The sequence below is a fragment of the Nocardia asteroides genome (assembly GCA_019930625.1).
Taxonomy (GTDB): Bacteria; Actinomycetota; Actinomycetes; order Mycobacteriales; family Mycobacteriaceae; genus Nocardia; species Nocardia sputi.
On the sequence record CP082844.1, the window covers coordinates 1,156,981 to 1,180,762 of the forward strand.

Consider the following 23,782-nt stretch of genomic DNA (forward strand, 5'->3'; position numbering starts at 1 on the left):
TCGATGGCCGATACCCACCGCTCGGCAGGCACGATTCAAGCTGCAATCCGGCTGCCGTGCACCAGACAATGGCAGCGCAATTCCTTACCGCATCGCGCGACCATCGGCTGACGAATAACAAACGGCCCCCGCTCCGGAAAGGAGCGGGGGCCGAATGTTCTTACGGCTGACCGGATCAGCGGTAGTCGCTGAAGCCGTAGTCGTCCAGCGGGACAGCCGCGCCGGTGGTCTGACCGAAGCTGTCCGGGCTGTAGTAGGTGTCGTCGTAGGACGGCACCGCGTACGCGGCGGCACGGGCTTCCTCGGTCGGCTGCACCTGGATGTTGCGGTAGCGGTTGATACCGGTACCGGCAGGGATCAGCTTACCGATGATCACGTTCTCCTTGAGACCGATGAGCTTGTCGGAGCGGCAGTTGATCGCCGCGTCCGTCAGGACTCGGGTGGTCTCCTGGAAGGACGCCGCCGACAGCCACGAATCGGTGGCCAGCGACGCCTTGGTGATACCCATCAGCACCGGGCGACCCGCCGCGGGCTCGTTGCCCTCGGCGACGACGCGGCGGTTGGCGGCCTCGAACTCGGCACGCTCGGTGAGCGAGCCGGGCAGGAACTCCGTCGCACCCGAGTCGATGATGGTCACGCGACGCAGCATCTGGCGCACGATCACCTCGATGTGCTTGTCGTGGATCGACACACCCTGCGAGCGGTAGACCTCCTGGACCTCGTGGACCAGGTGGACCTGCACCTGACGGGGGCCCATGATGCGCAGCACCTCGTGCGGATCCGCCGCGCCTTCCAGCAACTGCTGGCCGACCTCGACGTGGTCACCGTCCGAGAGCAGACGCTCGGTGCCGTCGTCGTGCTTGAACACACGCAGACGCTGCCGCTTCGAGAGCTTGTCGTAGACAACCTCTTCGCCACCGTCATCCGGGATGATGGTGATCTTGTAGAAGCGATCGTCGTCCTCCAGCCGCACGCGACCGGAGACCTCGGCGATGGGCGCCTTGCCCTTGGGCACGCGCGCCTCGAACAGCTCCTGCACGCGGGGCAGACCGCCGGTGATGTCGTCACCCGCGACACCACCCTGGTGGAAGGTACGCATGGTCAACTGGGTACCGGGCTCACCGATGGACTGCGCGGCGACGATACCGACGGCCTCACCGATGTCGACCAGCTTGCCGGTCGCCATCGAGCGGCCGTAGCAAGTGGCGCACACGCCGGTGCCGGTGGTGCAGGTCAGCACGGAGCGGACCTTCACCTCGGTGATACCGGTCTCCAGCAGCGCCTCCAGCGCCGGATCGCCGAGGTCGGCGCCCTTCGCCACGATGACGTTGCCCTGCGCGTCGAGCGCGTCGGCCGCGAGGGTGCGCGCATAGGTGGAGGTCTCCACGTGCGCGTCGCGGATGATCGAGCCGTCGAGCTGCTTCTCCGCGATCGGCACCACGATGCCGCGCTCGGTGCCACAGTCGTGCTCGCGCACGATGACGTCCTGCGAGACGTCCACCAGACGACGGGTCAGGTAACCCGAGTCGGCGGTGCGCAGCGCGGTGTCGGCCAGACCCTTACGAGCGCCGTGGGTGTTGATGAAGTACTCCAGAACCGTCAGGCCCTCACGGAAGGAGGACTTGATCGGCCGCGGGATGAACTCACCCTTCGGGTTCGTCACCAGGCCCTTCATACCGGCGAGGGTACGGGTCTGGGTGAAGTTACCCGTGGCGCCCGAGTCGACGATCGTGATGATCGGGTTGTCGGCCGGGTAGTGCGCGCGCAGCGCCTTACCGACCTCCTCGGTCGCCTCCTGCCAGATCTTGACCAGGGCGTTGTTACGCTCCTGGTGATCGAGCGCACCACGCTGGTACTTCTTCTCGATCTGATCCGACTGCGCCTCGTAGCGCTCCATGATCTCGGCCTTCTCCGGCGGCACGAGCACGTCGGACATCGAGACCGTTACGCCCGAACGCGTGGCCCAGTAGAAGCCTGCGTCCTTGAGCTTGTCGACGGTCTGCGCGACCACGATCATCGGGTAGCGCTCGGCGAGATCGTTGATGATCGTCGCCTGACGCTTCTTCGGCATCTGCTCGTTGATGAACGCGTAGTCCGCGGGCAGCAACTCGTTGAACAGCACCCGGCCCAGCGTGGTCTCGGTGGTCCACGCGTCGCCGCGACGCCAGCCCTCCGGGAACAGCTGCGCTTCGACGTCCTTCGGCGGACGCTGGTCGGTCAGCCGGACCTTGATCAGCGAACGCACGGTGAGCTCACCGCGGTCCACCGCCATCTGCGCCTCGGCGGGCGAGGAGTACACGCCCTGCTCCGGACCGTCCTTGGTGGCCGGTTGGTAGGAGCCCTTCGCGCCTTCTTCCAGACGGGTCAGGTAGTACAGGCCGGTCACCATGTCCAGACGCGGCATGGCCAGCGGCCGGCCCGACGCGGGCGACAGGATGTTGTTCGACGACAGCATCAGGATGCGCGCCTCGGCCTGCGCCTCCGCCGACAGCGGCAGGTGCACGGCCATCTGGTCACCGTCGAAGTCGGCGTTGAACGCCTCACAGACCAGCGGGTGCAGCTGGATGGCCTTGCCTTCCACCAGCTGCGGCTCGAAGGCCTGGATACCGAGGCGGTGCAGGGTGGGCGCGCGGTTGAGCAGCACGGGGTGTTCGGCGATGACCTCTTCGAGGACGTCCCACACCTGCGGCCGCTGCCGCTCCACCATCCGCTTGGCCGACTTGATGTTCTGCGCGTGGTTCAGGTCGACCAGGCGCTTCATCACGAACGGCTTGAACAGCTCCAGCGCCATCAGCTTGGGCAGACCGCACTGGTGCAGCTTCAGCTGCGGACCGACGACGATGACCGAACGGCCCGAGTAGTCGACGCGCTTACCGAGCAGGTTCTGCCGGAAGCGGCCCTGCTTGCCCTTGAGCAGGTCCGACAGCGACTTGAGCGGACGGTTGCCCGGTCCGGTGACCGGACGGCCGCGGCGGCCGTTGTCGAACAGGGCGTCGACGGACTCCTGCAGCATCCGCTTCTCGTTGTTGACGATGATCTCGGGCGCGCCGAGGTCGATCAGTCGCTTGAGGCGGTTGTTGCGGTTGATCACGCGACGGTACAGGTCGTTCAGGTCGGAGGTGGCGAAGCGGCCACCGTCGAGCTGAACCATCGGGCGCAGCTCCGGCGGGATCACCGGAACGGCGTCGAGCACCATGCCCATCGGCGAGTTGCCGTTGGACTGGAAGGCCGCGACGACCTTGAGCCGCTTGAGCGCGCGCAGCTTCTTCTGGCCCTTGCCGGTGCGGATGGTCTCGCGCAGCGACTCGGCCTCGGCCTCGATGTCGAAGCTCTCCATCAGCTTCTGGATGGACTCCGCGCCCATCGCGCCGGTGAAGTACTCGCCGTAGCGGTCGACCAGCTCGCGGTAGAGCACCTCGTCGACGATGAGCTGCTTGGGCGCCAGCTTGGTGAAGGTGTTCCAGATCTCCTCGAGCCGGTCCAGCTCACGCTGGGCGCGGTCGCGCAGCTGGCGCATCTCCCGCTCGCCGCCGTCCTTGACCTTGCGGCGGACGTCGGACTTGGCGCCTTCGGCCTCCAGCTCGGCCAGGTCGGCCTCGAGCTTCTGGGCACGGGCCTCGAGGTCGGCGTCACGCTGGTCTGCGACCGCCTTCTTCTCGACCTCCATCTCGGCCTCGAGCGTGGACAGCTCGTTGTGCCGCAGCTCCTCGTCGACAGCCACGATGACGTAGGCGGCGAAGTAGATGATCTTCTCGAGATCCTTCGGCGCCAGGTCGAGCAGGTAGCCCAGGCGCGAGGGCACGCCCTTGAAGTACCAGATGTGGGTGACCGGAGCGGCCAGCTCGATGTGGCCCATACGCTCGCGGCGCACCTTGGCGCGAGTCACCTCGACGCCACAGCGCTCACAGATGATGCCCTTGAATCGGACGCGCTTGTACTTGCCGCAGTAGCACTCCCAGTCCCGGGTGGGACCGAAGATCTTCTCGCAGAACAGGCCGTCCTTTTCCGGCTTGAGCGTGCGGTAGTTGATGGTCTCCGGCTTCTTCACCTCGCCGTAGGACCACTGACGGATGTCGTCGGCGGTGGCGAGGCCGATCCGGAGTTCATCGAAGAAGTTGACGTCTAGCACGTAACTTCCTTTCCCCTGTGCGGGTCGAATTCGAGCAAAAGTTCACTAGTGGGGTAATCCACGGTGGGAGGCCGGATGCCGCCGTGGCGGCATCCGGCCGGCCGCCTAGTTCGCCAGATCGTCGACGGTGGCCGCTTCGTTCCTCGACAGGTTGATGCCGAGGTTGGCCGCCGCGCGCTCCAAGTCCTCGTCGTCGCCGTCGCGCATCTCGATCGCGGCGCCGTCGGACGACAGCACCTCCACGTTCAAGCACAGCGACTGCAGTTCCTTGAGCAAGACCTTGAACGACTCCGGAATGCCCGGCTCCGGAATGTTCTCGCCCTTGACGATCGCCTCGTAGACCTTCACACGACCGACCACATCGTCGGACTTGATGGTCAGCAATTCCTGCAGCGTGTACGCCGCACCATAGGCCTGCATGGCCCAGCACTCCATCTCACCGAAACGCTGACCACCGAACTGCGCCTTACCACCCAACGGCTGCTGAGTGATCATCGAGTACGGACCGGTCGAACGCGCGTGGATCTTGTCGTCGACCAGGTGGTGCAGCTTCAGGATGTACATGTAACCGACCGCCACCGGATACGGGAACGGCTCACCGGAACGCCCGTCGAACAACGTCGCCTTACCGTCGTCATCGACCATCCGCTCACCGTCACGGTTGGGCAACGTCGAGGCCAGCAGCCCGGTCAACTCCTCCTCGCGCGCGCCGTCGAAGACGGGCGTGGCGATGTTCGAGTCGGACGGAGCGCCCAGCATCTCCTCCGGCAGCGCCCGCGCCCAATCGGGACGGGTGCCGTCGGTGGCGACGTCGACCTGCCAGCCCGCTTTGCCGATCCACCCCAGATGGGTCTCCAGGATCTGGCCGATGTTCATACGACGCGGCACACCATGAGTGTTCAAGATGATGTCCACCGGCGTGCCGTCCGGAAGGAACGGCATGTCCTCGGTCGCCAGGATCTTGCCGATCACACCCTTGTTCCCGTGCCGGCCCGCGAGCTTGTCACCGTCCTGGATCTTGCGCTTCTGCGCCACATACACCCGGACCAGCTCGTTCACACCCGGAGGCAGATCGTCGTCGTCCTCCCGCGAGAACACCCGGATACCGATCACCTTGCCCGACTCACCATGAGGCACCTTCAGCGACGTATCACGCACCTCACGCGCCTTCTCACCGAAGATCGCCCGCAACAGCCGCTCCTCCGGAGTCAGCTCCGTCTCACCCTTCGGGGTCACCTTCCCCACCAGGATGTCGCCGTCACGAACCTCCGCACCGATCCGCACGATGCCACGCTCATCCAGATCCGCCAGCACCTCATCGGAGACATTCGGGATATCCCGCGTGATCTCCTCCGCACCCAGCTTCGTATCCCGCGCGTCGATCTCGTGCTCCTCGATATGAATCGAGGTCAGCACGTCCTCCTCCACCAGACGCTGCGACAGGATGATCGCGTCCTCGTAGTTGTGACCCTCCCACGGCATGATCGCCACCAGCAGGTTCTTACCCAGGGCCATCTCACCGTTCTCGGTGCACGGACCATCGGCCAGAACCTGACCACGCTCCACCCGCTGCCCCTCGTCCACGATCGGACGCTGATTGGCACACGTGCCCTGATTCGACCGAGCGAACTTACGCATCCGATAGGACTTACGCGTCCCGTCATCAGCCATCACCGTGACGTAGTCGGCGGAAACCTCCTCCACCACACCGGCCTTCTCGTTCACCACGACATCACCGGCGTCCACGGCAGCGCGCAGCTCCATACCGGTGCCGACGATCGGCGCCTCGGAACGGATCAGCGGCACGGCCTGACGCTGCATGTTCGCGCCCATCAGGGCGCGGTTGGCGTCGTCGTGCTCGAGGAACGGGATCATCGCCGTCGCGACCGACACCATCTGACGCGGCGACACGTCCATGTAGTCGACCTCGGTGGCCGCGACGAGCTCGTTCTCCTCGTTGCCCCGGCGGCACAGCACCCGGTCCTCGAGGAAGCGGCCGTCGGCGTCGACCGGCGAGTTGGCCTGGGCACGAACGTGCCTGTCCTCCTCGTCGGCGGTCAGGTAACGGACCTCGTCGGTCACCCGGCCCTCGACCACCTTGCGGTACGGCGTCTCGATGAAGCCGAACGGGTTGACCCGCGCGTACACCGACAGCGAGCCGATCAGGCCGATGTTCGGGCCTTCCGGGGTCTCGATCGGGCACATGCGGCCGTAGTGCGACGGGTGGACGTCACGTACTTCCAGGCCGGCGCGCTCACGGGACAGACCACCCGGGCCCAGCGCCGAGAGGCGGCGCTTGTGGGTCAGGCCCGACAGCGGGTTGTTCTGGTCCATGAACTGCGACAGCTGGGACGTTCCGAAGAACTCCTTGATCGCGGCGACGACCGGGCGGATGTTGATCAGGGTCTGCGGCGTGATCGCCTCGACGTCCTGAGTCGTCATGCGCTCGCGGACCACGCGCTCCATGCGGGAGAGACCGACCCGGATCTGGTTCTGGATCAGCTCGCCGACGGTGCGCAGGCGACGGTTGCCGAAGTGGTCGATGTCATCCACTTCCACCGGAACCTCGACGCCACCGGGGGCGGTCATGGTCTTGTCGCCCGAGTGCAGCCGCACCAGGTACTCGATGGTGTTGACGATGTCTTCCCTCGTCAGCACCGAACCGACGACCTGCTCGCCCACGTGGATGCCGAGCTTCTTGTTGATCTTGTACCGGCCGACGCGCGCCAGGTCGTAGCGCTTCTCCTTGAAGAACAGGTTCTCCAGCAGAGTCTGCGCGGACTCCTTGGTCGGCGGCTCGCCCGGACGCAGCTTGCGGTAGATGTCCAACAGCGCCTCGTCCTGACCGGCGGTGTTGTCCTTCTCCAGGGTCGACATCATGATCTCGGAGAAGCCGAAGCGCTCGACGATCTCCTCGGTGGTCCACCCCAGCGCCTTGAGCAGCACGGTGACCGGCTGACGGCGCTTGCGGTCGATGCGAACGCCCACGGTGTCGCGCTTGTCCACGTCGAATTCCAGCCACGCGCCGCGGCTGGGGATGACGCGCACGCTGTGCAGGTCCTTCTCCGTGCCCTTGTCGACGCTGTGGTCGAAGTAGACACCCGGCGAACGCACCAGCTGCGAGACGACGACGCGCTCGGTGCCGTTGATGATGAACGTGCCCTTGTCGGTCATCATCGGGAAGTCACCCATGAAGACCGTCTGGCTCTTGATCTCACCGGTGTTGTTGTTGATGAACTCCGCTGTCACGAACAGCGGAGCCGCATAGGTCATGTCCTTGTCTTTGCACTCATCGATCGAGGCCTTGACCTCTTCGAAGCGCGGGTCGGAGAACGACAGCGACATGGAGCCGGAGAAGTCCTCGATCGGAGAGAGCTCCTCGAGCACCTCCTCGAGGCCACCGACTAGGCCGACATCGCCGCGAGCGGCCGCGCGCTCGCGCCATTCCGGCGAACCGATCAACCAGGCGAACGATTCCGTTTGTAGATCGAGAAGTCCGGGCACCTCCAAGGGTTCACGGATCTTCGCGAAAGACACCCGCAACGGGGCTCCGGGGATTCCGGCAACTGCCTTGGTCTGGGTGGAGACTGCCAAGATGCGTCCTTCCAGCACCTCACGCGCGTCGCGTGGTGGTCCGCGACCGTCGCTTGTCTGCTACGAATTCCGCTGGTTACTACCCGAACGAAACTCGAACAGGCAACCACGGAAGTAACACCGGAAGGGTGAACTTACGTGTGCAAATCGAGGTATGGACAGGAGGCAGCCAGCGCAACGTCCAAACCTACACCCAAGTACACGGGAGTGTCAAAGTACCACCCGTGTGATCGTCCGCATGGCTGCCGCGCCGCGTCGAAGTCGCTGGCTGCGTCCTTCAGGTGCGGTGCGCTGGAAGCCACTGTGACAGCTGCCGCTGTTGTGAATAGCGTGACGGTTCGGGCGAAACTCGTCAAGTGGCAGGCCCGGCCGGGGAGCCGGTGAGATCGCCTGCCGCGCTGCGTCATCCCCGCCGATACGGCGGGGGTTACTGGTCCACGATGTCGCTGGCCAGCCAGCGACCATCCACCTTCTGCATGTGCAGGACCACCGGTCCCGCGACACTCTGCTGCGCTACGCCGTCCTTGGTGGCGCTCACCACCAAGTTGACGATCAGCTCGGCGCGATCATCGGTGAGCAACGTCACAGCAATCGGATCGGCTTTCGCGTCGGCGCTGGTCTGCGCCTGCTTGACCGCCGAAATCGTCGTGTCGGCGTACTTGTCCAAATCGGCGAGCATCTTCCCGGTGAGCACCTGCTTGGCGGTGTCCCGGTAGCCGTTGATGTTCTGTACGTCGTAGGCGTAGACGGTGCGCAGGGCGTGGTCGGCGGCCGCGCGCACTTCTTGGGTGGCCTCGTTGTCCACATACGCCCGGTTCGAGGTGTCCACCCCGGGCCGCTGGGCGGCCAGCCATGCGAAACCACCCAGCAGGGTAGCGGCGATCAGCATGCCGGCGACGAGTCCCCGTCGGGGGCGCCCGCCGTCGCCGCGCGACGGACGACTCGGCTTCCGCGACAGGATCCCACGCCACCGCGACGACCCGCCCGCGTCCGCACGGGGCTCTTCGCCGCGAACGGCACCCGATTGCCCGCCGGGCCGGGAAATGCCCGTCACGCGCGGTTTACGGCCGGTTGCGGGCCGCTCGGTACGCGCGGAGGCGGTACGCGCGGAAGACTCCGTGGCGGGCCTGCGCTTGGAGGTGACCCGGTTGACCGGTCGGCGAGACGTCATGGGTGTTCCTCCTACGATCCCGGCTTGGGCGCTGCGGGCGGCTGGTCGGCCGCCGGGGCGGGCGCCTGTTGAGCGGGGCCGCCGCTCAACAGCACCGGCTGGCTGAGCGAGGAGATCTGCTCGGCCTTCCAGATGTCGCCGTCCTTGGCCAGGTCGACGGTCCAGGTATAGCGGTAGTCGGCGGACGGGGAGTCCTTGCCCTTTTCGGTGACCTGTAGCACGACCAGCGCCGACGCCTTGTCCTGTTCGCTGTTGAGCGAGGTGAGCGCCGCGCCGAGCACCTTCGAGGTCATCCCGATCCCGCTCTGCTGGGCCAGCTTCTCGGCCTGGTCCTTGTTCTTCGTGGCCGAGTCCAGCAGCGCGCCGGTCATCGAGGACCTGGCCAGCGCCAGCGAGCCGGGCACGTCGTCCAAGTTCATCGAGGTCATGTTGAGCGCGGCCTGCCGGGCGGCGTCCAGCGCGGTGTCGCGGGCGTCGGCGCGCGGTCCGTCGGTCAGCGCGGCCCGCACCCAACCCGCTCCGAACCATGCTGCGCAGCTCAACGCGATCACCAGCAGCGCGGCGGAGCAGACCACAACCGCCCGGCCCAGCGCGGACCCGCCGCCCGGACGCACGGAGTCGCTCCGGTCGGCGGCCTTCTGATCGCCCGCGTCGCCCGGCTTCGCGGGCGGGGCGGGCGTGTCCGCCGTCGCGGTGTCCGGCGCGTCCTGCGACACCGCATCGGACTGCTTGGCCAGGTCGGCGGTCACGGCAGCGCCTCGCCGTCGCTCGGCTCGGTCGCGCTCCAGGACAGCATGCCCGTGGTTCGCTCGCTCCAGTCACTCACGCTCGACACCCTAACGTCATTGCTCCTGGTCACCGCTTCGGTGTGACCCCCAGCAGGGTCGACAACTGCACGGCGACCGGAGTCAGGTTCAGCTTCTCCGGATCGGTTTTGGGGTTGGAGTCCCAGGGCTGGACGATGGCCGGATCGGCGAATTCGGCTCGGTCGCCACCCCGGACGGCGGTCGGATTACCGAAGGGGACAAGACATCTGGCGTCTTTGTTGAACGGGAACTCGTCGCGCGTGTCGTCGAAGTCCGGGTTCTGCGCCTTCATCTGTTCCAGAATCCGATGCGTGCCCTCGTAGCCCACGGTACAGGCGGGTGGGTTGTTGGTTTCCAGCACGAGGCCGAAGTGGCTGGTCCCATCGCCGGGCGCGGTGGAGGACCCGCCGATCGACAGCTGCGGGATCATCTGCAACAAGGGCTTGATCGCGTAGAACTTCGGCGAGATCGCCTGCAACAACAGCCGCAAGTTGGCCAGGTCCTGGGTGAGCGCGCCGCCGCTCTCGTCGATCAGCGCGCCGATCTGCTCCCCCGCGTCGGTTCCGGTGCCGATGAGCCTGCGCACGTCGGGGTCGCTGGAGCGCAGCTGGGCGGTGAGCCGGTCGAGGCCGTCGCTGAATTCGCGGATCGCGGCGGACTGGTCGGCTTGCGTGCCGAGCGCGACACGGCCGTCGCGGACCAGCTGGATGGTCTGCGGGAGCGTCGCGTGGAAGGTCTCGGTGAACTTGTTCAGCGAATCGATCAGTACTCGCAGATCGTCGCCTTTGCCGTCGAACGCCTTGCCGAGTTCGCGCACCGTCGTGTTGAGCGCGTTCAGGTCCACCGAGCCCGCGAAGGAGTCCACGCTGGAGATCAGCTCCTCCACCGGCACCGGCAGGGTCGCCGAGGTGATCACCGAGTTGTCCCGCAGGTACGGGCCGGCGTCCGAGTCCGGCTGCAGGTCGACGTACTGCTCACCGATCGCCGAACGGTTGGCCACCACGGCTTTCGCCGACGCCGGGATCTTCGGCGAACTCGAGTCGATGACGAGGTTCATCACCACGCCCTCGCCGGTGAGTTCCAGCTCACCGACCCGCCCGACCGGGACGCCGCGGTAGGTCACTTCGGCGCCCTTGTAGATGCCGCCGGTCTGCGCCGCACGCAGCTTCACCGTGTACTCGTTGAGCCCCACCATGTGGTCGAGGCGGATGTACTTGCCGCCGACGTACACGACGCCGAGCACCGCGATCACCAGGAACGCGATGAGCTGCCATCGGACCAGACGTGTCACCGCGGACCACTCCCCACACCGAGTTGCTCGAGGATCGCCCCGGCCGGGTTCGGCGGCACACCCGGCGCGGGCGGCTGCGCCATCAGCGGCGGCAGCGGCAGGATCGATACCGTCGGCCAGCCCGGACGCGGGCCGTTGCCGTTGTAGTACGGATTGGTCGGGTCCACCGGCACCGGGGGGCCGACCGGCGGGATGTACACCGGATCGGGCTTGCCCACGCCGAGGTTGCCGAGGGTGACGCCGATCTGCTGGTCCACCGACAACCACGTGTTCACGCTGCCGCCGAAGGTGCTCTCCAGCGCCGAGTCGGGGAACGGGTAGGTCGGGATCAGGGGAACCGCGGCGACCAGATCCGGCGCCGCACGGCCCAGTTCCTGCAATGTCGGCCGCAGCGCGGTGAGGTCGCGGATCAGGTCGTCCTTCGAGGTGTTCAGCACGTCGAAGCCCACCTCGCCGAGCCGGTCCAGCTGCGCGAGCAGGCCGACCAGCTGCGGGCGCTGTTCTTCCAGGATCTTGATGCCCTGCGGCAGCTCGTCGAGGATCTTGCCGATCTGGTCGGTCTGCCTGCTGACCCGGCTGCTGAGCACATCGAGACCGTCGAGCGCGCGGGTGATGTCGTCCACCTGCTGGTTCAGGCCGCCGATCAGCGTGTTCGCCTGCTCGATCAGCGAGCGCACCCGGTCTTCCCGGCCGCCGAGTGTCTTGTTCAGCTCCGTGACGATCGGCTGCAACTGCGCGACGCCACCGCCGTTGAGCAGCAGCGACAGCGCACCGAGCACCTGCTCGACCTCGGTGGCGTGCCGGGTGCGGTCGAGCGGGATGACCGACCCGTCGGTGAGCCGGTAGGGATCGGGATCGGCGGCGGGCCGGGAGAGCTCGATGAACTTCTCGCCGAGCAGATTCGACTGCCGCACCTCTGCGCGCGCGTTCGCGGGCAGGTCCACCGAGGAGTTGACCAGAGTACGCACGGTGGCGGTCCACTGGTCTTCGCCGAGGCTGATCTTCTCGACCCGGCCGACCGGCACGCCCTCGACCTTGACCGCCGACTGCGGAACCAGGTCGAGAACGTCGTCGAACTGGATATCGATGTGCATCGGGCGCTCGCCCACGTCGGCGCCGCCGGGCAGCGGCACGCTGTAGATGCCGTCGGCGGCGCACGAACTGACCAGGGCGGCGGACAGACCCAGCGCCAGGGCCGCGCCGAAACCGCGTGCGACCGAACGGATCCGAGTGCTCATCGCTCACCTTCCTGCGACGGCGGAAGCCGGTCCGACGGCGTGCCGGGCACCGTGCCCGGCACCGGGTCACGCTGCTGGTTCTCGCCGCTGAGGATGCCGAACGGCAGGATCAGCGTCGGGGTCTGCACCCCGGCGGTGATCTGGTCGGTGATCTCCTTGCAGTGATCGAGAACCGGCCGCATCTGTCTGCCGAGGGCCTCGAACTTGGGATCGCCCGGCATCAGTTTGGACAGGTCGAGCATCTTGCACACCACACCGAACGGGTCCTGCAATTCGGGGAAGTTGGCACGCATGTCGAGGGTGCCCGATTCGGCGTTGTGCACGTTGATCAGGTTGCTCAACGCCACCGGCAGGACCGGCAGCAAGGCGGCCACGTCGTCGCGCTGGTCGGACAGCGTCTTGGTGAGCGTGATCAAACCTTCGGCGTTGCTGGCGATCAGGTCTCGATTGTCGTCGATGAAGCGGGCGACGTCGCCGAGCGCGACAGAGAGCAGATGCAACGCGGCGCCGAGGTCCTCGCGTTCGTCGGCCAGGAACGTCGACAGGTCGGCCAGCTGGGTGTTGAACTGCCGTACCTGCTGGTCGTTCTGGGCCAGCATGGTGATGAAAGCCTGCAAATTCTTGACCGTGTCGAAGATGTCGCCGCGCGCGTCGGACAAGTAGCGGGCCGCCCTGGACAGCTGGGTCAGGCTGTTGGCAAGCGCCTCACCGTTGCCCGCCAGATTCGCCGCGCCGGTGCGCACCAGGTCGTTCACCGCGCCCTCGGCATTGGCGCCGTTGGGGCCCAACGCGTCCGACAGTTCGGTGATGCTCTTGTACAACTGGTCGACTTCGACCGGCGTCGCCGTGCGCTCGCGCGGAATCGTCGCGTCGCGCGGCATCTTCGGGCCGCCGGTGTAGACCGGGGTCAGCTGGATGTAGCGGTCGGAGACGATGGACGGTGTGATCTGGGCGGCCCGCGCGCCCGCGGGCACGTCGAACTCGCGGTTCACGCTCATCACGACCTTGACCTGGTCGCCCTGCGGCTCGACCTTGTCCACCGAGCCGACCGGCACGCCGAGAATCCGCACGTCCGAGCCCTCGTAGATGCCGACCGACCGATCGAAGTACGCGGTGATTCTGGTGGTGGTCAGCCGGTTGAACAGCCACCACAGCACCACCCCCACCAGCACGGCGAGGACGACTACCAGCGCGATGCCCACCTTGGCGCCGCGGCTGGAACCGCGCACCGCGCCGACGGGATCGTTACGCCAGTTCTCCGCCACGTCAGTTACCTCCCAGGGTGCGGATCGGCTGACGGTAGCCGGGGATTTCGGGTAGCGCGGGCGGCAGCACGTTGACGATCACCGCGTCGAACCAGCGGCCGGTCCCCAGCACGTTGGCGTAGAGGTTGTAGAACGGGGCCGCGAGTTCCAATGTCTTGGAGATGTTCTGCTGGTTGGCGTTGAGCAGATCGATGGAGGCGCGCAGATTCGTCAGCGCGGGGCCGATCTGCTCCTCGTTGTCGTGCACGAGCGCGCTCAGCTCCGCCGAAACCGTCTTGGCGCCGGACAACAACTGCTTGATGGACTGCTGCCGGATGTTCAGTTCGGCCAGCAGCTGGCCGCCGGAGGCCAGCAGCCGCTCGAACTCGGCGTTGCGGTCGGCGAGTACCTGCGTGGTCTGCCTGGTCGCGGCGAACAGCTTCTTCAGCTCCTGGTCGCGTTTGGCCAGCGTCTCCGACAGCCGCGCGACCCCGTCGATGGAGCCGCGGATCTCCGGCGGCGTCGTCTCGAACGCCTCCGACAGCACTTGCATGCTCTTGGCCAGCTGTGAGGTGTCGATCTGATCGATCGTGCGCGCGGCATCGGTGAACGCGTCCACCACGTCGTACGGAGAGACGGTGCGGGACAGCGGAATTCGCGTACTCGGATCGGCAGGCTTCGAGCCCCTCGGGTCGAGCGCGAGGTACTTCTGTCCGAGCAGCGTCTTGATCTGGATGGACGCGGTGGTGTCGTTGCCGATCCAGGTGTCCTTGGTGCGGAAGTCCACGAGCACGCGGTCACCGGCGAGCCGCACATTGGACACCGAACCGACCTTGACGCCCGCGACGCGGACTTCGTTGCCCTTCTTCAGGCCCGCCGCCTCGGTGAATTCGGCGGTGTACTTGGTCCCCGCGCCGATGATCGGCAACTGATCCAGGGAGAACGCCGACACCGTCACCAGCAGCACCATGGCGAGGCCGAGTACGCCCATGAACGCCGGGCTGCGCTTACCGAGCAGAGTCCGGTCGTCCATCAGCGAGCCTTCCCATGGCAGCGCGGCGCCGCGTTGGTGTACAGCGGCTGGTTGATCGTCGGCAGGCCCGCGGGCAGGTTGAGCTGCGGCGCGTCGACCGCGCCCGGTCCGACGACGATGTCGATGCCGCACAGGTAGAACTGGAACCAGGAGCCGTAGCTGGCGGCGCGGCCGAGCTTCTCCATCTTCAGCGGCAGGTTGTACAGCGCTTCGTTCACCTCGTCCTGACGCTCGTCGAGCGTGCCGGTCAGCTGGCTCAGGCCCGCGATCGAGCCTTGCAGCGTCGGACGCACCGGGACGAGCAGGTCCGATGTCGCCGAGGTCAGGTTGGCCAGCGAGGTCACCGAGCGCCCGATCGTGTCGCGGTCGGCATTGAGGCCGCTGATCAGCGCCTCGGTGTTCACGATCAACTGGTCGAACTGGTCGTCGCGCTGGTTGACCGCGTCCAGTACGGCGGTCAGGTTGCGGGTCAGCTCACCGATCACGGCGTCCTTGTCCGCGATCTTGTTGGTCAGGTTCGCTGTGGTCGCGACCAGATCGCGGATCGTGCCCTGCTCGCCCTGGAAGACCTGGATGATCTCGAAGGACAACTTGTTCACGTCGTCGGCGGTCAGCGTGCGGAACAGCGGCCGGAAGCCGTTGAACAGCGTGGTCAGGTTCAGCGCGGGCCTGGTGCGCTCCAGCGGGATGGTGCCGCCCTTGTTCAGTTTGCGGCCCTGTTCCCCCGTGCCCTGCTCCAGCGCGATGTAGCGCTGGCCGACGAGGTTGCGGTACTTGATCGTGGCCGTGGTCGAGGCGGGCAGCCAATCCCGGTCGAGCAGATCGAACCGGACCTCGGCCAGCCGCTTGTCCACGATCGAGACATCGGTGACCTTGCCGACGCGGACGCCGGCGATGCGGACCTCGTCGCCCGGGTTGAGGGCGGTGACGTCGGTGAACCTGGCCTTGAACCCGGTGCCGCGACCGCTGTAGTTGGCGATCGACAGCCCGAGCATGGTCGTCACGAACAGGGTCACCACGACGAAGACGACCAGCTTGGTCAGCGGCCCGCCCAGGCCGCGCAGCTGCTGTTTCATCGCACGCTCACCTCGCTTCCGCGGAACGCGGGCGCGCCGGCCCGGGTCACCCAGCCCGGCACCTGATCCGGGGCGACACCGTTGGCCGCGCCGTAGATCGCGCCGAGCGACTGCTGCTCCATGGGAGAACCGGCGATGGTCGGCATCTTGCTCGCCGGGTAGACGCCGAACTGCGGCGGCTCCAGATGGCCGATCTCCTGGTCACCGGGGTTGCGGCTGGGGACAGCGTAGGAGCCGTCGTTGTTCGGGCCGCCGGTGTACTGGCCGGGGTCGACGCCCAACGGCATCTCGGGGATGCACCACGGCCCCCTCGTGTCCAGCCAGCGCGGTTCGTCCTGGTTGGGCAGGTACTTGCCGCGGGTGTTGGTGAGTTCGATGGTCACCCGGGAGCCGGGCGTATCGGTGCCCTTGCCGAAGATCCGGTCGATACGCGGCTTCAGCTGCGCGAAGTTCGCCAGCGAGCAGGCGTAGTTGGGCGAGTAGTAGGCCAGTTGCTCCAGCGCGGGGCGGGAGTCGGCGGCGACGTCGATGATGTTGTCGCGGTTGGCGATCAAGAACTCGGTGGTGGTGGCGGAGGTCGGCGTCAGCGTCGCGTACAGGACGTCGATATCGGTGCGTCGCTGCACGATCGTGGCGTTGGTCGTGCGTAGGTTGTCCAAGGCTTGGATCAGCTGCGGCGCCGCATCGGAGTAGGTGGCCGCCACCTCGGCGAAACTGCGTAGGTCGGCTTGCAGGTCCGGAAGCACGACGTTGACCTGACGGAAGATGTCGTCCAGCTTGTCCACGCTCTGGCCGAGCGCCAGTCCTTGCCCGGCCAGCGCCTGGGACAGCGCGCCCAGGGTGGCCGCGAGATCCTGCGGCGGGATGGCCTGCAGCAGCGGTAGCAGGTCGTCGAGCAGTTTGCTCAGCTCGATCGCGTTGCCGCTGACGTCCTGGTGCAGCGTCAAGCCATCGGTCAGGTGCTGTGGGCTGGGATTCTGCGGAATCACCAGGTCCACGTAGCGCTCACCGAACAGCGTCTTGGGTAGCAGGCGCGCGGTCGCGTTGGCGGGGATCTGGCGCGCCTTCTCCGGATCGATGGCCAGGTTCAAGGTCACCTCGCCACCCTCGGAGCGGCTCGACCGCACCGTGCCGACATTGATGCCGCGCACCTTCACGTCCGCGTTGCGGGTCAGCGCGTTGCCCACGCTGTCGGTGATCAGGTCGACGTCGACGGTCCGCACGAACTGCTTGTTGTAGATCGCGACGGTGGTCCACAGGAACAACGCGACCACGACGAAGAACGCGATGCCCAGCACTCGAATGCGCAGTCTCTCCGTCGAGCGCCAGGTCTGTGTGCGGCTCATCCGGCCACCCGCACCGTGGTGGTGGTGCCCCAGATCGCGAGGCTGAGGAAGAAGTCGAGCACGTTCACCAGGACGATGGCGGCGCGGACCGCGCGGCCGACCGCGACGCCGACGCCCGCGGGCCCGCCGGTGGCGTGGAACCCGTAGTAGCAGTGCACCATGATGATCACGAACGCGAAGACAAGCACCTTGAGGAACGAATAGAGCACGTCCTCCGGTGGCAGGAACAGACTGAAATAGTGGTCGTAGGACCCGCTGGACTGCCCGTTGAACCAGATGCTGATCGTCCGCGATGCCAGGAACGTGCCCAGCAGCCCGACGATGTAGAGCGGGATCACCGCGAGGAACCCGGCGATCACCCGGCTGGTCACCAGGAACGGCACGCCGGGCACCGCCATCACCTCGAGCGCGTCGATCTCCTCGGAGATCCGCATGGCGCCCAGCTGCGCGGTGAAACCACAACCGACCGTTGCCGAGAGCGCGAGCGCGGCGACCAGCGGCGCGATCTCGCGGGTGTTGATATAGGCGGTGAGGAAGCCGGTGAGCACCGAGCTGCCGAGCGCATCGAGGGCCTTGAATCCCTGCAGTCCGACGACGACGCCGACCGAGCCGGACATGAACACGATGACGCCGATGGTGCCACCGATCACCGCGAGCGCGCCGCTGCCGAAGGTGACCTCGGCGAGCAGCCGCATGACTTCCTTGCGGTAGTGCACCGCGGTGCGCGGAATCCACGCGATGGCCCGCAGGTAGAACGACATCTGTTCGCCCGCGCGGTCGATGACGCCCAGCGGCATACGAGCGATCTCACCCACCCGGCGCATGGACTTGGCGACCGGGGTTCGGTATGACGTGGCCATCCGTCAGGCGCCCTTGGCCGGGACGACCTGTAGGTACACCAGGGTCAGAATGAGGTTCACGAAGAACAGCACCATGAATGTGATCACCACGGATTGGTTCACCGCGTCACCGACTCCTTTCGGACCCCCTTTGGGATGCAGACCCTTGTACGCGGCGATCACACCGGCGATCAGGCCGAACACCGCTGCCTTGATCTCGCCGATCCACAGGTCCGGCAGCTGGGCCAGGGCGGAGAACGACGCCAGGTAGGCGCCCGGGGTACCGCCCTGCAGCAGGACGTTGAAGAAATACCCGCCCGCGATGCCGACCACCGAGACCAAACCGTTGAGCAGCAGCGCGACCAGCATCATGCCGATCACGCGCGGCACCACCAGCTTTCGCACCGGATCGACGCCGAGCACTTCCAGCGCGTCGATCTCCTCGCGGATGGTGCGCGAGCCCAGATCGGCGGCCACCGCCGACCCGGCCGCGCCCGCGATGATCAGGGCCGTGACGACGGGAGCCGCCTGCTGGACTGTTGCCAGGACGCTGGTCGCACCGGTGAAGGATTCCGCGCCCAGCTGCTTGATCAACGAGCCGGTCTGCAGTGCGACGACCGCGCCGAACGGAATCGCGACCAACGCGCTGGGCAGGATCGAGACGCTCGCAATGAACCACGACTGCTCGATGAACTCCCGCCACTCGAAGGGACGACGAAAGGTCTTGCGTAGAACGTCGATGAACAGCGCAAATATGTTGCCGGCCTGGGCAAACCCCGACTCCAGTGGAGTTCGCAATCGCGCCAGGGTCGAATTCACGATCGCAGATGTTACCCGTTAGTTGTGTTGTGTCGCACGGTGGTGTCGTACGCGCCGCCCGGATAATTAGCCAGGTCGCCGCTGTTGTACGCCATCACCTGCGTGTCGTCGCTCTCCGCAAGTGATTCACGGATCGCCACCTGGGCGGCGTGCGGCAGGGTGTGCATGATCTCGCGAACGCGTTCCTTGCGCCGCAGCACCGCCTGACGCACCGGCATGCCCGGGGTCGCACGCATCTGCGGGATGATCCCCTCCACCTCTTCGGCGCCGCCGTGGTGGTGACCGGCGTCCACCAGCGCCTGCTCGCGCGCCATCTGCGCCTCGTCCTTCTCCTCGGACATGCCGATCGGGCCGAGCATGCGGCCGTTGAGGAACTGCTTGACCACGGGCTCCTCGGAGGTCAGCAGCACCTCGCGCGGGCCGAACATGACCAGCTGACGACGGAAGAGCATGCCGATGTTGTCCGGCACGGTGCGCGCGAGGTTGATGTTGTGCGTGACGATCAGGATCGTGGCGTCGATCTGGGCGTTGATATCGATCAGCAACTGCGACAGGTACGAGGTGCGCACCGGGTCCAAGCCCGAGTCGGGCTCGTCGACGAGGATGATCTGCGGATCCAGCACCAGGGCGCGCGCCAGCCCCGCTCGCTTGCGCATACCGCCGGAGATCTCGCCGGGCAGCTTGCCCTCGGCCCCGAGCAGACCGGTGAGCTCCAGCTTCTCCATGACGATCTTCTTGATCTCGGATTCGCTCTTCTTGGTGTGCTCGCGCAGTGGGAAGGCCACGTTGTCGAATAGATTCATCGACCCGAACAGCGCGCCGTCCTGGAACAGGACGCCGAAGAGCTTGCGGATCTCGTACAGCTGCTTGTTGGAGCAGGTGGTGATATCGGTGCCGTCGACGTAGATCGAGCCGCGCTCCGGGCGCAGCAGTCCGATCAGCGACTTCAGGAACACCGACTTACCGGTGCCCGACGGGCCCAGGAGGGCGCTGACCTCGCCCGAGGGCAACGTCAGAGAGACGTCCTGCCAAATCCGCTGCGAACCGAAAGACTTGGTTACACTCTCGGTCCTGACCTCGACGCCCACGCCAACCTCCACAATTCTCAGCGAGCTGCCCACCGGCGAACCGCGCGCTCGGACATCGCGGTGCGTCACGTCACAGTGGGTTCGGTCACTGTAACCCATGAGAGAGACGGGGCACACCCCGAGCTGACTGAAGAGTAACCCCGCGATCCTTTCGCCATTTGTAATTGCGGCAAGTTTGCCGAAAAACAGCAAACGGGCGGCCCCACAAAGGGGACCGCCCGTTCGGCGTGTTTCGGTCCGGAATTACTTGACCGAGACCTTGGCGCCGGCCTCTTCCAGCTTCGCCTTGGCAGCCTCGGCGGCATCCTTCGCGACCTTCTCCAGGATCGGCTTCGGAGCGCTCTCGACGAGGTCCTTGGCCTCCTTCAGGCCCAGGCCGGAGACGATCTCGCGGACCACCTTGATGACCTGGATCTTCTTGTCGCCCGCGCCCTCGAGCACGACGTCGAACTCGTCCTGCTCCTCGACGGCCTCGGCCGGAGCAGCGGCACCGCCGACGGCGGCGACGGCGACCGGAGCAGCCGCGGTGACCTCGAACTTCTCCTCGAACTTCTTCACGAAGTCCGACAGCTCGAGCAGGGTCATGTTGCCGAAGGTCTCGAGCAGTTCGTCAACGTTGGCCATTGTTGTTTTCCTTTCGGTAGGTGATGTCTATGCGGGCGTGTCGTGCCGCACGGGTCTTACTCGGCGGCAGTCGCGCCTTCTTCGGCCTGCTTCTTCTCCTGCAGCGCGGCGGCCAAGCGGGCCACCTGCGAAGCGGGAGCGTTGAACAGACCAGCGGCCTTGGCGAGGTTGCCCTTCAGCGCGCCGGCCAGCTTGGCCAGCAGCACCTCGCGGGTCTCCAGGTCGGCGATCCGCTCGACCTCGGACACGGACAGCGGAGCGCCGTCCATGTAGCCGCCCTTGATGATGAGCGCCTTGTTGTCCTTCGCGAAGGTCTTCAGGGCCTTGGCCGCGTTGACCGGCTCACCGGTGATGAAGGTGATCGCGGTCGGTCCGACGAACAGCTCGTCGAGGCCTTCCACGCCCGCCTCGGCGGCGGCACGCTTGACCAGGGTGTTCTTGGCGACGGAGTACGTGGCGTCGGCGCCGAGCGCGCGCCGCAGCTCGGTGAGCTTGCCGACCGACAGGCCACGGTATTCCGTGACGACGGTGGCCGTCGAGCTCTTGAACTGCTCCGCGATCTCCTCGACCGCGGTGACCTTCTCGGGTTTTGCCATACTTCGCCTCCTCTCTGATTGGTCGGTTCGTATACGCGAACTACCGATCAGGGGCCGGCGACAAAACAAACGCCCCGAACGCAGAGCGTTCCGGGGCGCAACAGAAAACCGATCCGAGATGTACCCGGATCAATTCCCAGCCTCGGCTCTCCCTGCGTGGGCCGCCGGCAATGTCGCCGGACCTTCGACCGAACCATGCGGGATCGGCGACCAACGGTCTTCGGTAGAACGGATTGGGTAGCGATCGAACTCGTCGATAACTGATGTCCAATGTACCTGTAGGGGTTCTTTCTGCCAAAACGACCCCTCACAGAACACCCGATCAAACGTGCCGCCTCTACCGTGTTGTGGTGCGGGACACATGGCCGGGGCGGCGAGGGCGAGTGCGAACGGCGATGAATGCACGGTAGGTCAATGATTCGCCGCTCGACTGGAAGCGCCGAGCCGGGTTGCTGAGCTGTGATATCAGTCAGCCGAGCCGAAGGGCGCTGGTTCGACTCGGCTGACGCTCTTCACCTTGTCGATACCTTTGCCGAAGGAGGCGACACTCGATCCAGGATCGGCCTCCGCGAGCGCGACCAGATAGGCGTCGGCGAAGGACAACCGTAACGCCGCAACGGCGGGAACGCGAATGCGTCCCCGCCGTTGCGGTCAGCTCAGCTGCTGCTTACGCGTCCTCGTCGAGGAGGTTGCGGGTGCGGTTCGGGTCCACCGGGATGCCCGGTCCGGTGTTCGTCGAGACCGTCACCTTCTTGACGTAACGCCCCTTGGCGGTCGACGGCTTCGCACGCAGGATCTCGTCCAGCGCGGCGCCGTAGTTCTCCACCAGCTTCGCGTCGTCGAAGGACGCCTTGCCGATGACGAAGTGCAGGTTGGCCTGCTTGTCGACGCGGAAGTTGATCTTGCCGCCCTTGATGTCGTTGACAGCCTTGGTCACATCGGTGGTGACCGTGCCCGTCTTCGGGTTCGGCATCAGGCCGCGCGGGCCCAGGACGCGCGCGATCCGGCCGACCTTGGCCATCTGGTCCGGGGTGGCGATCGCGGCGTCGAAGTCCAGCCAGCCGCCCTGGATCCGCTCGATCAGGTCCTCGGCGCCGACGGCGTCGGCTCCGGCGGCCTCGGCCTCGGCGGCCTTCTCGCCCGCCGCGAACACGATGACGCGGGCGGTCTTACCGGTGCCGTGCGGCAGGTTGACCGTGCCGCGGACCATCTGGTCCGCCTTCCGGGGATCCACACCGAGACGTACGGCGACCTCGACGGTCGCGTCGGTCTTGGTGGTGGCGGTCTCCTTCGCCAGGCGCGCGGCGGCCAGCGGGGAGTAGAGCTTGGTGCGATCGACCTTCTCGGCCGCGGCGAGGTACGCCTTGCTTCGTTTTGCCATGATTCTCTGTCCTGTTCGATCCGCGGCGCTCCCGGGCTCTCCGTGGTCACGCAGGCTTCCGCCTCCGAGCCCGTCGCTGGCGCCGCTGTGTTGGTAGTTCAGACGTGGTTATCGGGCCTGGCCGGCCCTCCCACCAGGGAGCGATTCCGCTCAGCCTTCGACGGTGATGCCCATCGAACGCGCGGTACCCGCGATGATCTTGGCCGCCTGATCGATGTCGTTGGCGTTCAGATCTTCCTGCTTGGTCTTGGCGATCTCGCGCACCTGGTCCATGGTCACCTTGGCGACCTTGTTGCGGTGCGGCTCCGCCGAGCCCTTCTGCACGCCTGCGGCCTTGAGCAGCAGCTTGGCGGCGGGCGGGGTCTTCAGCTTGAAGTCGAACGACCGATCCTCGTACACCGAGATCTCGACCGGAATGACGTTGCCACGCTGCGACTCGGTCGCGGCGTTGTACGCCTTGCAGAACTCCATGATGTTGACGCCGTGCTGACCGAGCGCGGGGCCGACCGGAGGGGCCGGGTTCGCCTGGCCGGCCTGGATCTGAAGCTTGATGATCCCGGCGAGCTTCTTCTTCTTGGGGGGCATCTTTCTTTCCTAGGTGTTTGGTGTCCTTGCTCTTTGCAAGTCTGGTGTCGCGATCCTCGACCGGGCGGATTCACCCGACCGCTGACAGCGGTCTAGATCTTCGCGACCTGGGTGAACGCCAGCTCGACCGGGGTCTCGCGGCCGAAGATCGACACGAGCACCTTGAGTTTCTGCTGCTCGGCGTTGACCTCGGAGATGCTGGCGGGCAGCGTCGCGAACGGACCGTCCATGACCGTCACCGACTCGCCGACCTCGAAGTCGACCTCGATGACCGGCTTCGGCGCGACCTCGCCGCCCGCGGCCTCGGCGCTCGACGCCGCGGCCGCCGCGGCGGGCTTCTTCTGCTGCTGCGCGGCCGGGACGAGGAACTTCACCACGTCATCGATGGACAGCGGCGACGGACGCGAGGTGGCGCCGACGAAACCGGTGACACCGGGGGTGTTGCGCACCGCGCCCCACGACTCGTCGTTGAGCTCCATCCGGACCAGGATGTAGCCGGGCAGCACCTTGCGGTTGACGTGCTTGCGCTGCCCGTTCTTGATCTCGGTGACCTCTTCGGTGGGCACCTCGACCTGGAAGATGTAATCCTCCAGGTCCAGGTTCTGCACGCGGGTCTCGAGGTTGGCCTTCACTTTGTTCTCGTAGCCGGCGTAGGAGTGGATGACGTACCACTCACCGGGGGCGCGCCGCAGCGCTGCCTTCATCTCGGCGACGGGATCGGCGGGCTCGGCATCCACAGCGGCGGCAGGGGCGGACTCAGCGGGCTCCGATTCCTCGAGCGCGGGCCCGTCGGTCGCGAACTCCTCGACGGAGTCGGTGGGCTCGGCCACCGCGTCGTCGGCCGGGAACTTGTCGGGTGTGTCGTTCTCCGGGGTGCTCACTGGGGCACTCGCTTCCTGTGTCGTCACGTACATCCTCTGCG

Annotated in this window: 18 protein-coding genes; all 18 read right to left on the bottom strand. The window is 66.3% G+C overall.

Annotation, left to right across the window (positions count from 1 at the left end; genetic code table 11):
* Window positions 1-175: 175 nt before the first annotated feature.
* The 18 genes from K8O92_05285 to nusG all read right to left on the bottom strand — a co-directional run bounded on the left by K8O92_05285 (window position 176) and on the right by nusG (window position 23,741).
* On the bottom strand, window positions 176-4,129 hold the full coding sequence (locus K8O92_05285; GenBank protein UAK33391.1) for a DNA-directed RNA polymerase subunit beta': 3,954 nt from the start codon (window positions 4,127-4,129) through the stop codon (window positions 176-178).
* Between the two features lie 105 nt (window positions 4,130-4,234).
* Window positions 4,235-7,741 (bottom strand): DNA-directed RNA polymerase subunit beta, encoded by a 3,507-nt coding sequence (locus K8O92_05290; GenBank protein UAK33392.1) that lies wholly within the window; start codon window positions 7,739-7,741, stop codon window positions 4,235-4,237.
* A gap of 409 nt (window positions 7,742-8,150) precedes the next feature.
* Window positions 8,151-8,894, bottom strand: a complete 744-nt coding sequence (locus tag K8O92_05295; GenBank protein UAK33393.1) for a hypothetical protein — start codon at window positions 8,892-8,894, stop codon at window positions 8,151-8,153.
* An 11-nt stretch (window positions 8,895-8,905) separates the two neighbouring features.
* Complete coding sequence (locus K8O92_05300) at window positions 8,906-9,643, bottom strand: hypothetical protein (GenBank protein UAK33394.1); 738 nt, start codon at window positions 9,641-9,643, stop codon at window positions 8,906-8,908.
* A 106-nt stretch (window positions 9,644-9,749) separates the two neighbouring features.
* Window positions 9,750-10,991 carry an MCE family protein gene (locus tag K8O92_05305; protein ID UAK33395.1) on the bottom strand — a complete coding sequence of 414 codons (1,242 nt, stop codon included), beginning with the start codon at window positions 10,989-10,991 and terminating at the stop codon, window positions 9,750-9,752.
* A complete protein-coding gene (locus K8O92_05310) occupies window positions 10,988-12,229 on the bottom strand; it encodes an MCE family protein (protein UAK33396.1) in 1,242 nt (413 codons plus the stop codon). The genes K8O92_05305 and K8O92_05310 overlap by 4 nt, the downstream gene beginning before the upstream one ends.
* The gene (locus K8O92_05315; GenBank protein UAK35448.1) at window positions 12,226-13,458 is read right to left on the bottom strand and encodes an MCE family protein; all 1,233 of its coding nucleotides are present in this window, start codon (window positions 13,456-13,458) and stop codon (window positions 12,226-12,228) included. The genes K8O92_05310 and K8O92_05315 overlap by 4 nt, the downstream gene beginning before the upstream one ends.
* 37 nt (window positions 13,459-13,495) lie before the next feature.
* A complete protein-coding gene (locus K8O92_05320; GenBank protein ID UAK35449.1) occupies window positions 13,496-14,491 on the bottom strand; it encodes an MCE family protein in 996 nt (331 codons plus the stop codon).
* Window positions 14,492-14,505: 14 nt separating this feature from the next.
* A complete protein-coding gene (locus K8O92_05325; protein UAK33397.1) occupies window positions 14,506-15,582 on the bottom strand; it encodes an MCE family protein in 1,077 nt (358 codons plus the stop codon).
* Window positions 15,579-16,928 (bottom strand): MCE family protein, encoded by a 1,350-nt coding sequence (locus K8O92_05330; protein ID UAK33398.1) that lies wholly within the window; start codon window positions 16,926-16,928, stop codon window positions 15,579-15,581. Before K8O92_05330 ends, K8O92_05325 begins: the two co-directional genes overlap by 4 nt.
* Window positions 16,925-17,788 carry an ABC transporter permease gene (locus tag K8O92_05335; GenBank protein UAK33399.1) on the bottom strand — a complete coding sequence of 288 codons (864 nt, stop codon included), beginning with the start codon at window positions 17,786-17,788 and terminating at the stop codon, window positions 16,925-16,927. The genes K8O92_05330 and K8O92_05335 overlap by 4 nt, the downstream gene beginning before the upstream one ends.
* Window positions 17,789-17,791: 3 nt before the next feature.
* The gene (locus K8O92_05340) at window positions 17,792-18,586 is read right to left on the bottom strand and encodes an ABC transporter permease (GenBank protein UAK33400.1); all 795 of its coding nucleotides are present in this window, start codon (window positions 18,584-18,586) and stop codon (window positions 17,792-17,794) included.
* An 11-nt stretch (window positions 18,587-18,597) separates the two neighbouring features.
* The gene (locus K8O92_05345) at window positions 18,598-19,674 is read right to left on the bottom strand and encodes an ABC transporter ATP-binding protein (GenBank protein UAK35450.1); all 1,077 of its coding nucleotides are present in this window, start codon (window positions 19,672-19,674) and stop codon (window positions 18,598-18,600) included.
* A 243-nt stretch (window positions 19,675-19,917) separates the two neighbouring features.
* Entirely contained in the window at window positions 19,918-20,298 is a 381-nt protein-coding gene (gene rplL, locus K8O92_05350; GenBank protein ID UAK33401.1) for a 50S ribosomal protein L7/L12, read from the bottom strand.
* Between the two features lie 56 nt (window positions 20,299-20,354).
* Entirely contained in the window at window positions 20,355-20,894 is a 540-nt protein-coding gene (gene rplJ, locus K8O92_05355; GenBank protein ID UAK33402.1) for a 50S ribosomal protein L10, read from the bottom strand.
* A 667-nt stretch (window positions 20,895-21,561) separates the two neighbouring features.
* A complete protein-coding gene (gene rplA / locus K8O92_05360) occupies window positions 21,562-22,275 on the bottom strand; it encodes a 50S ribosomal protein L1 (protein UAK33403.1) in 714 nt (237 codons plus the stop codon).
* A gap of 150 nt (window positions 22,276-22,425) precedes the next feature.
* Window positions 22,426-22,860 (bottom strand): 50S ribosomal protein L11, encoded by a 435-nt coding sequence (gene rplK / locus K8O92_05365; GenBank protein ID UAK33404.1) that lies wholly within the window; start codon window positions 22,858-22,860, stop codon window positions 22,426-22,428.
* Between the two features lie 92 nt (window positions 22,861-22,952).
* On the bottom strand, window positions 22,953-23,741 hold the full coding sequence (gene nusG, locus K8O92_05370; GenBank protein ID UAK35451.1) for a transcription termination/antitermination protein NusG: 789 nt from the start codon (window positions 23,739-23,741) through the stop codon (window positions 22,953-22,955).
* Between the last annotated feature and the right edge of the window lie 41 nt (window positions 23,742-23,782).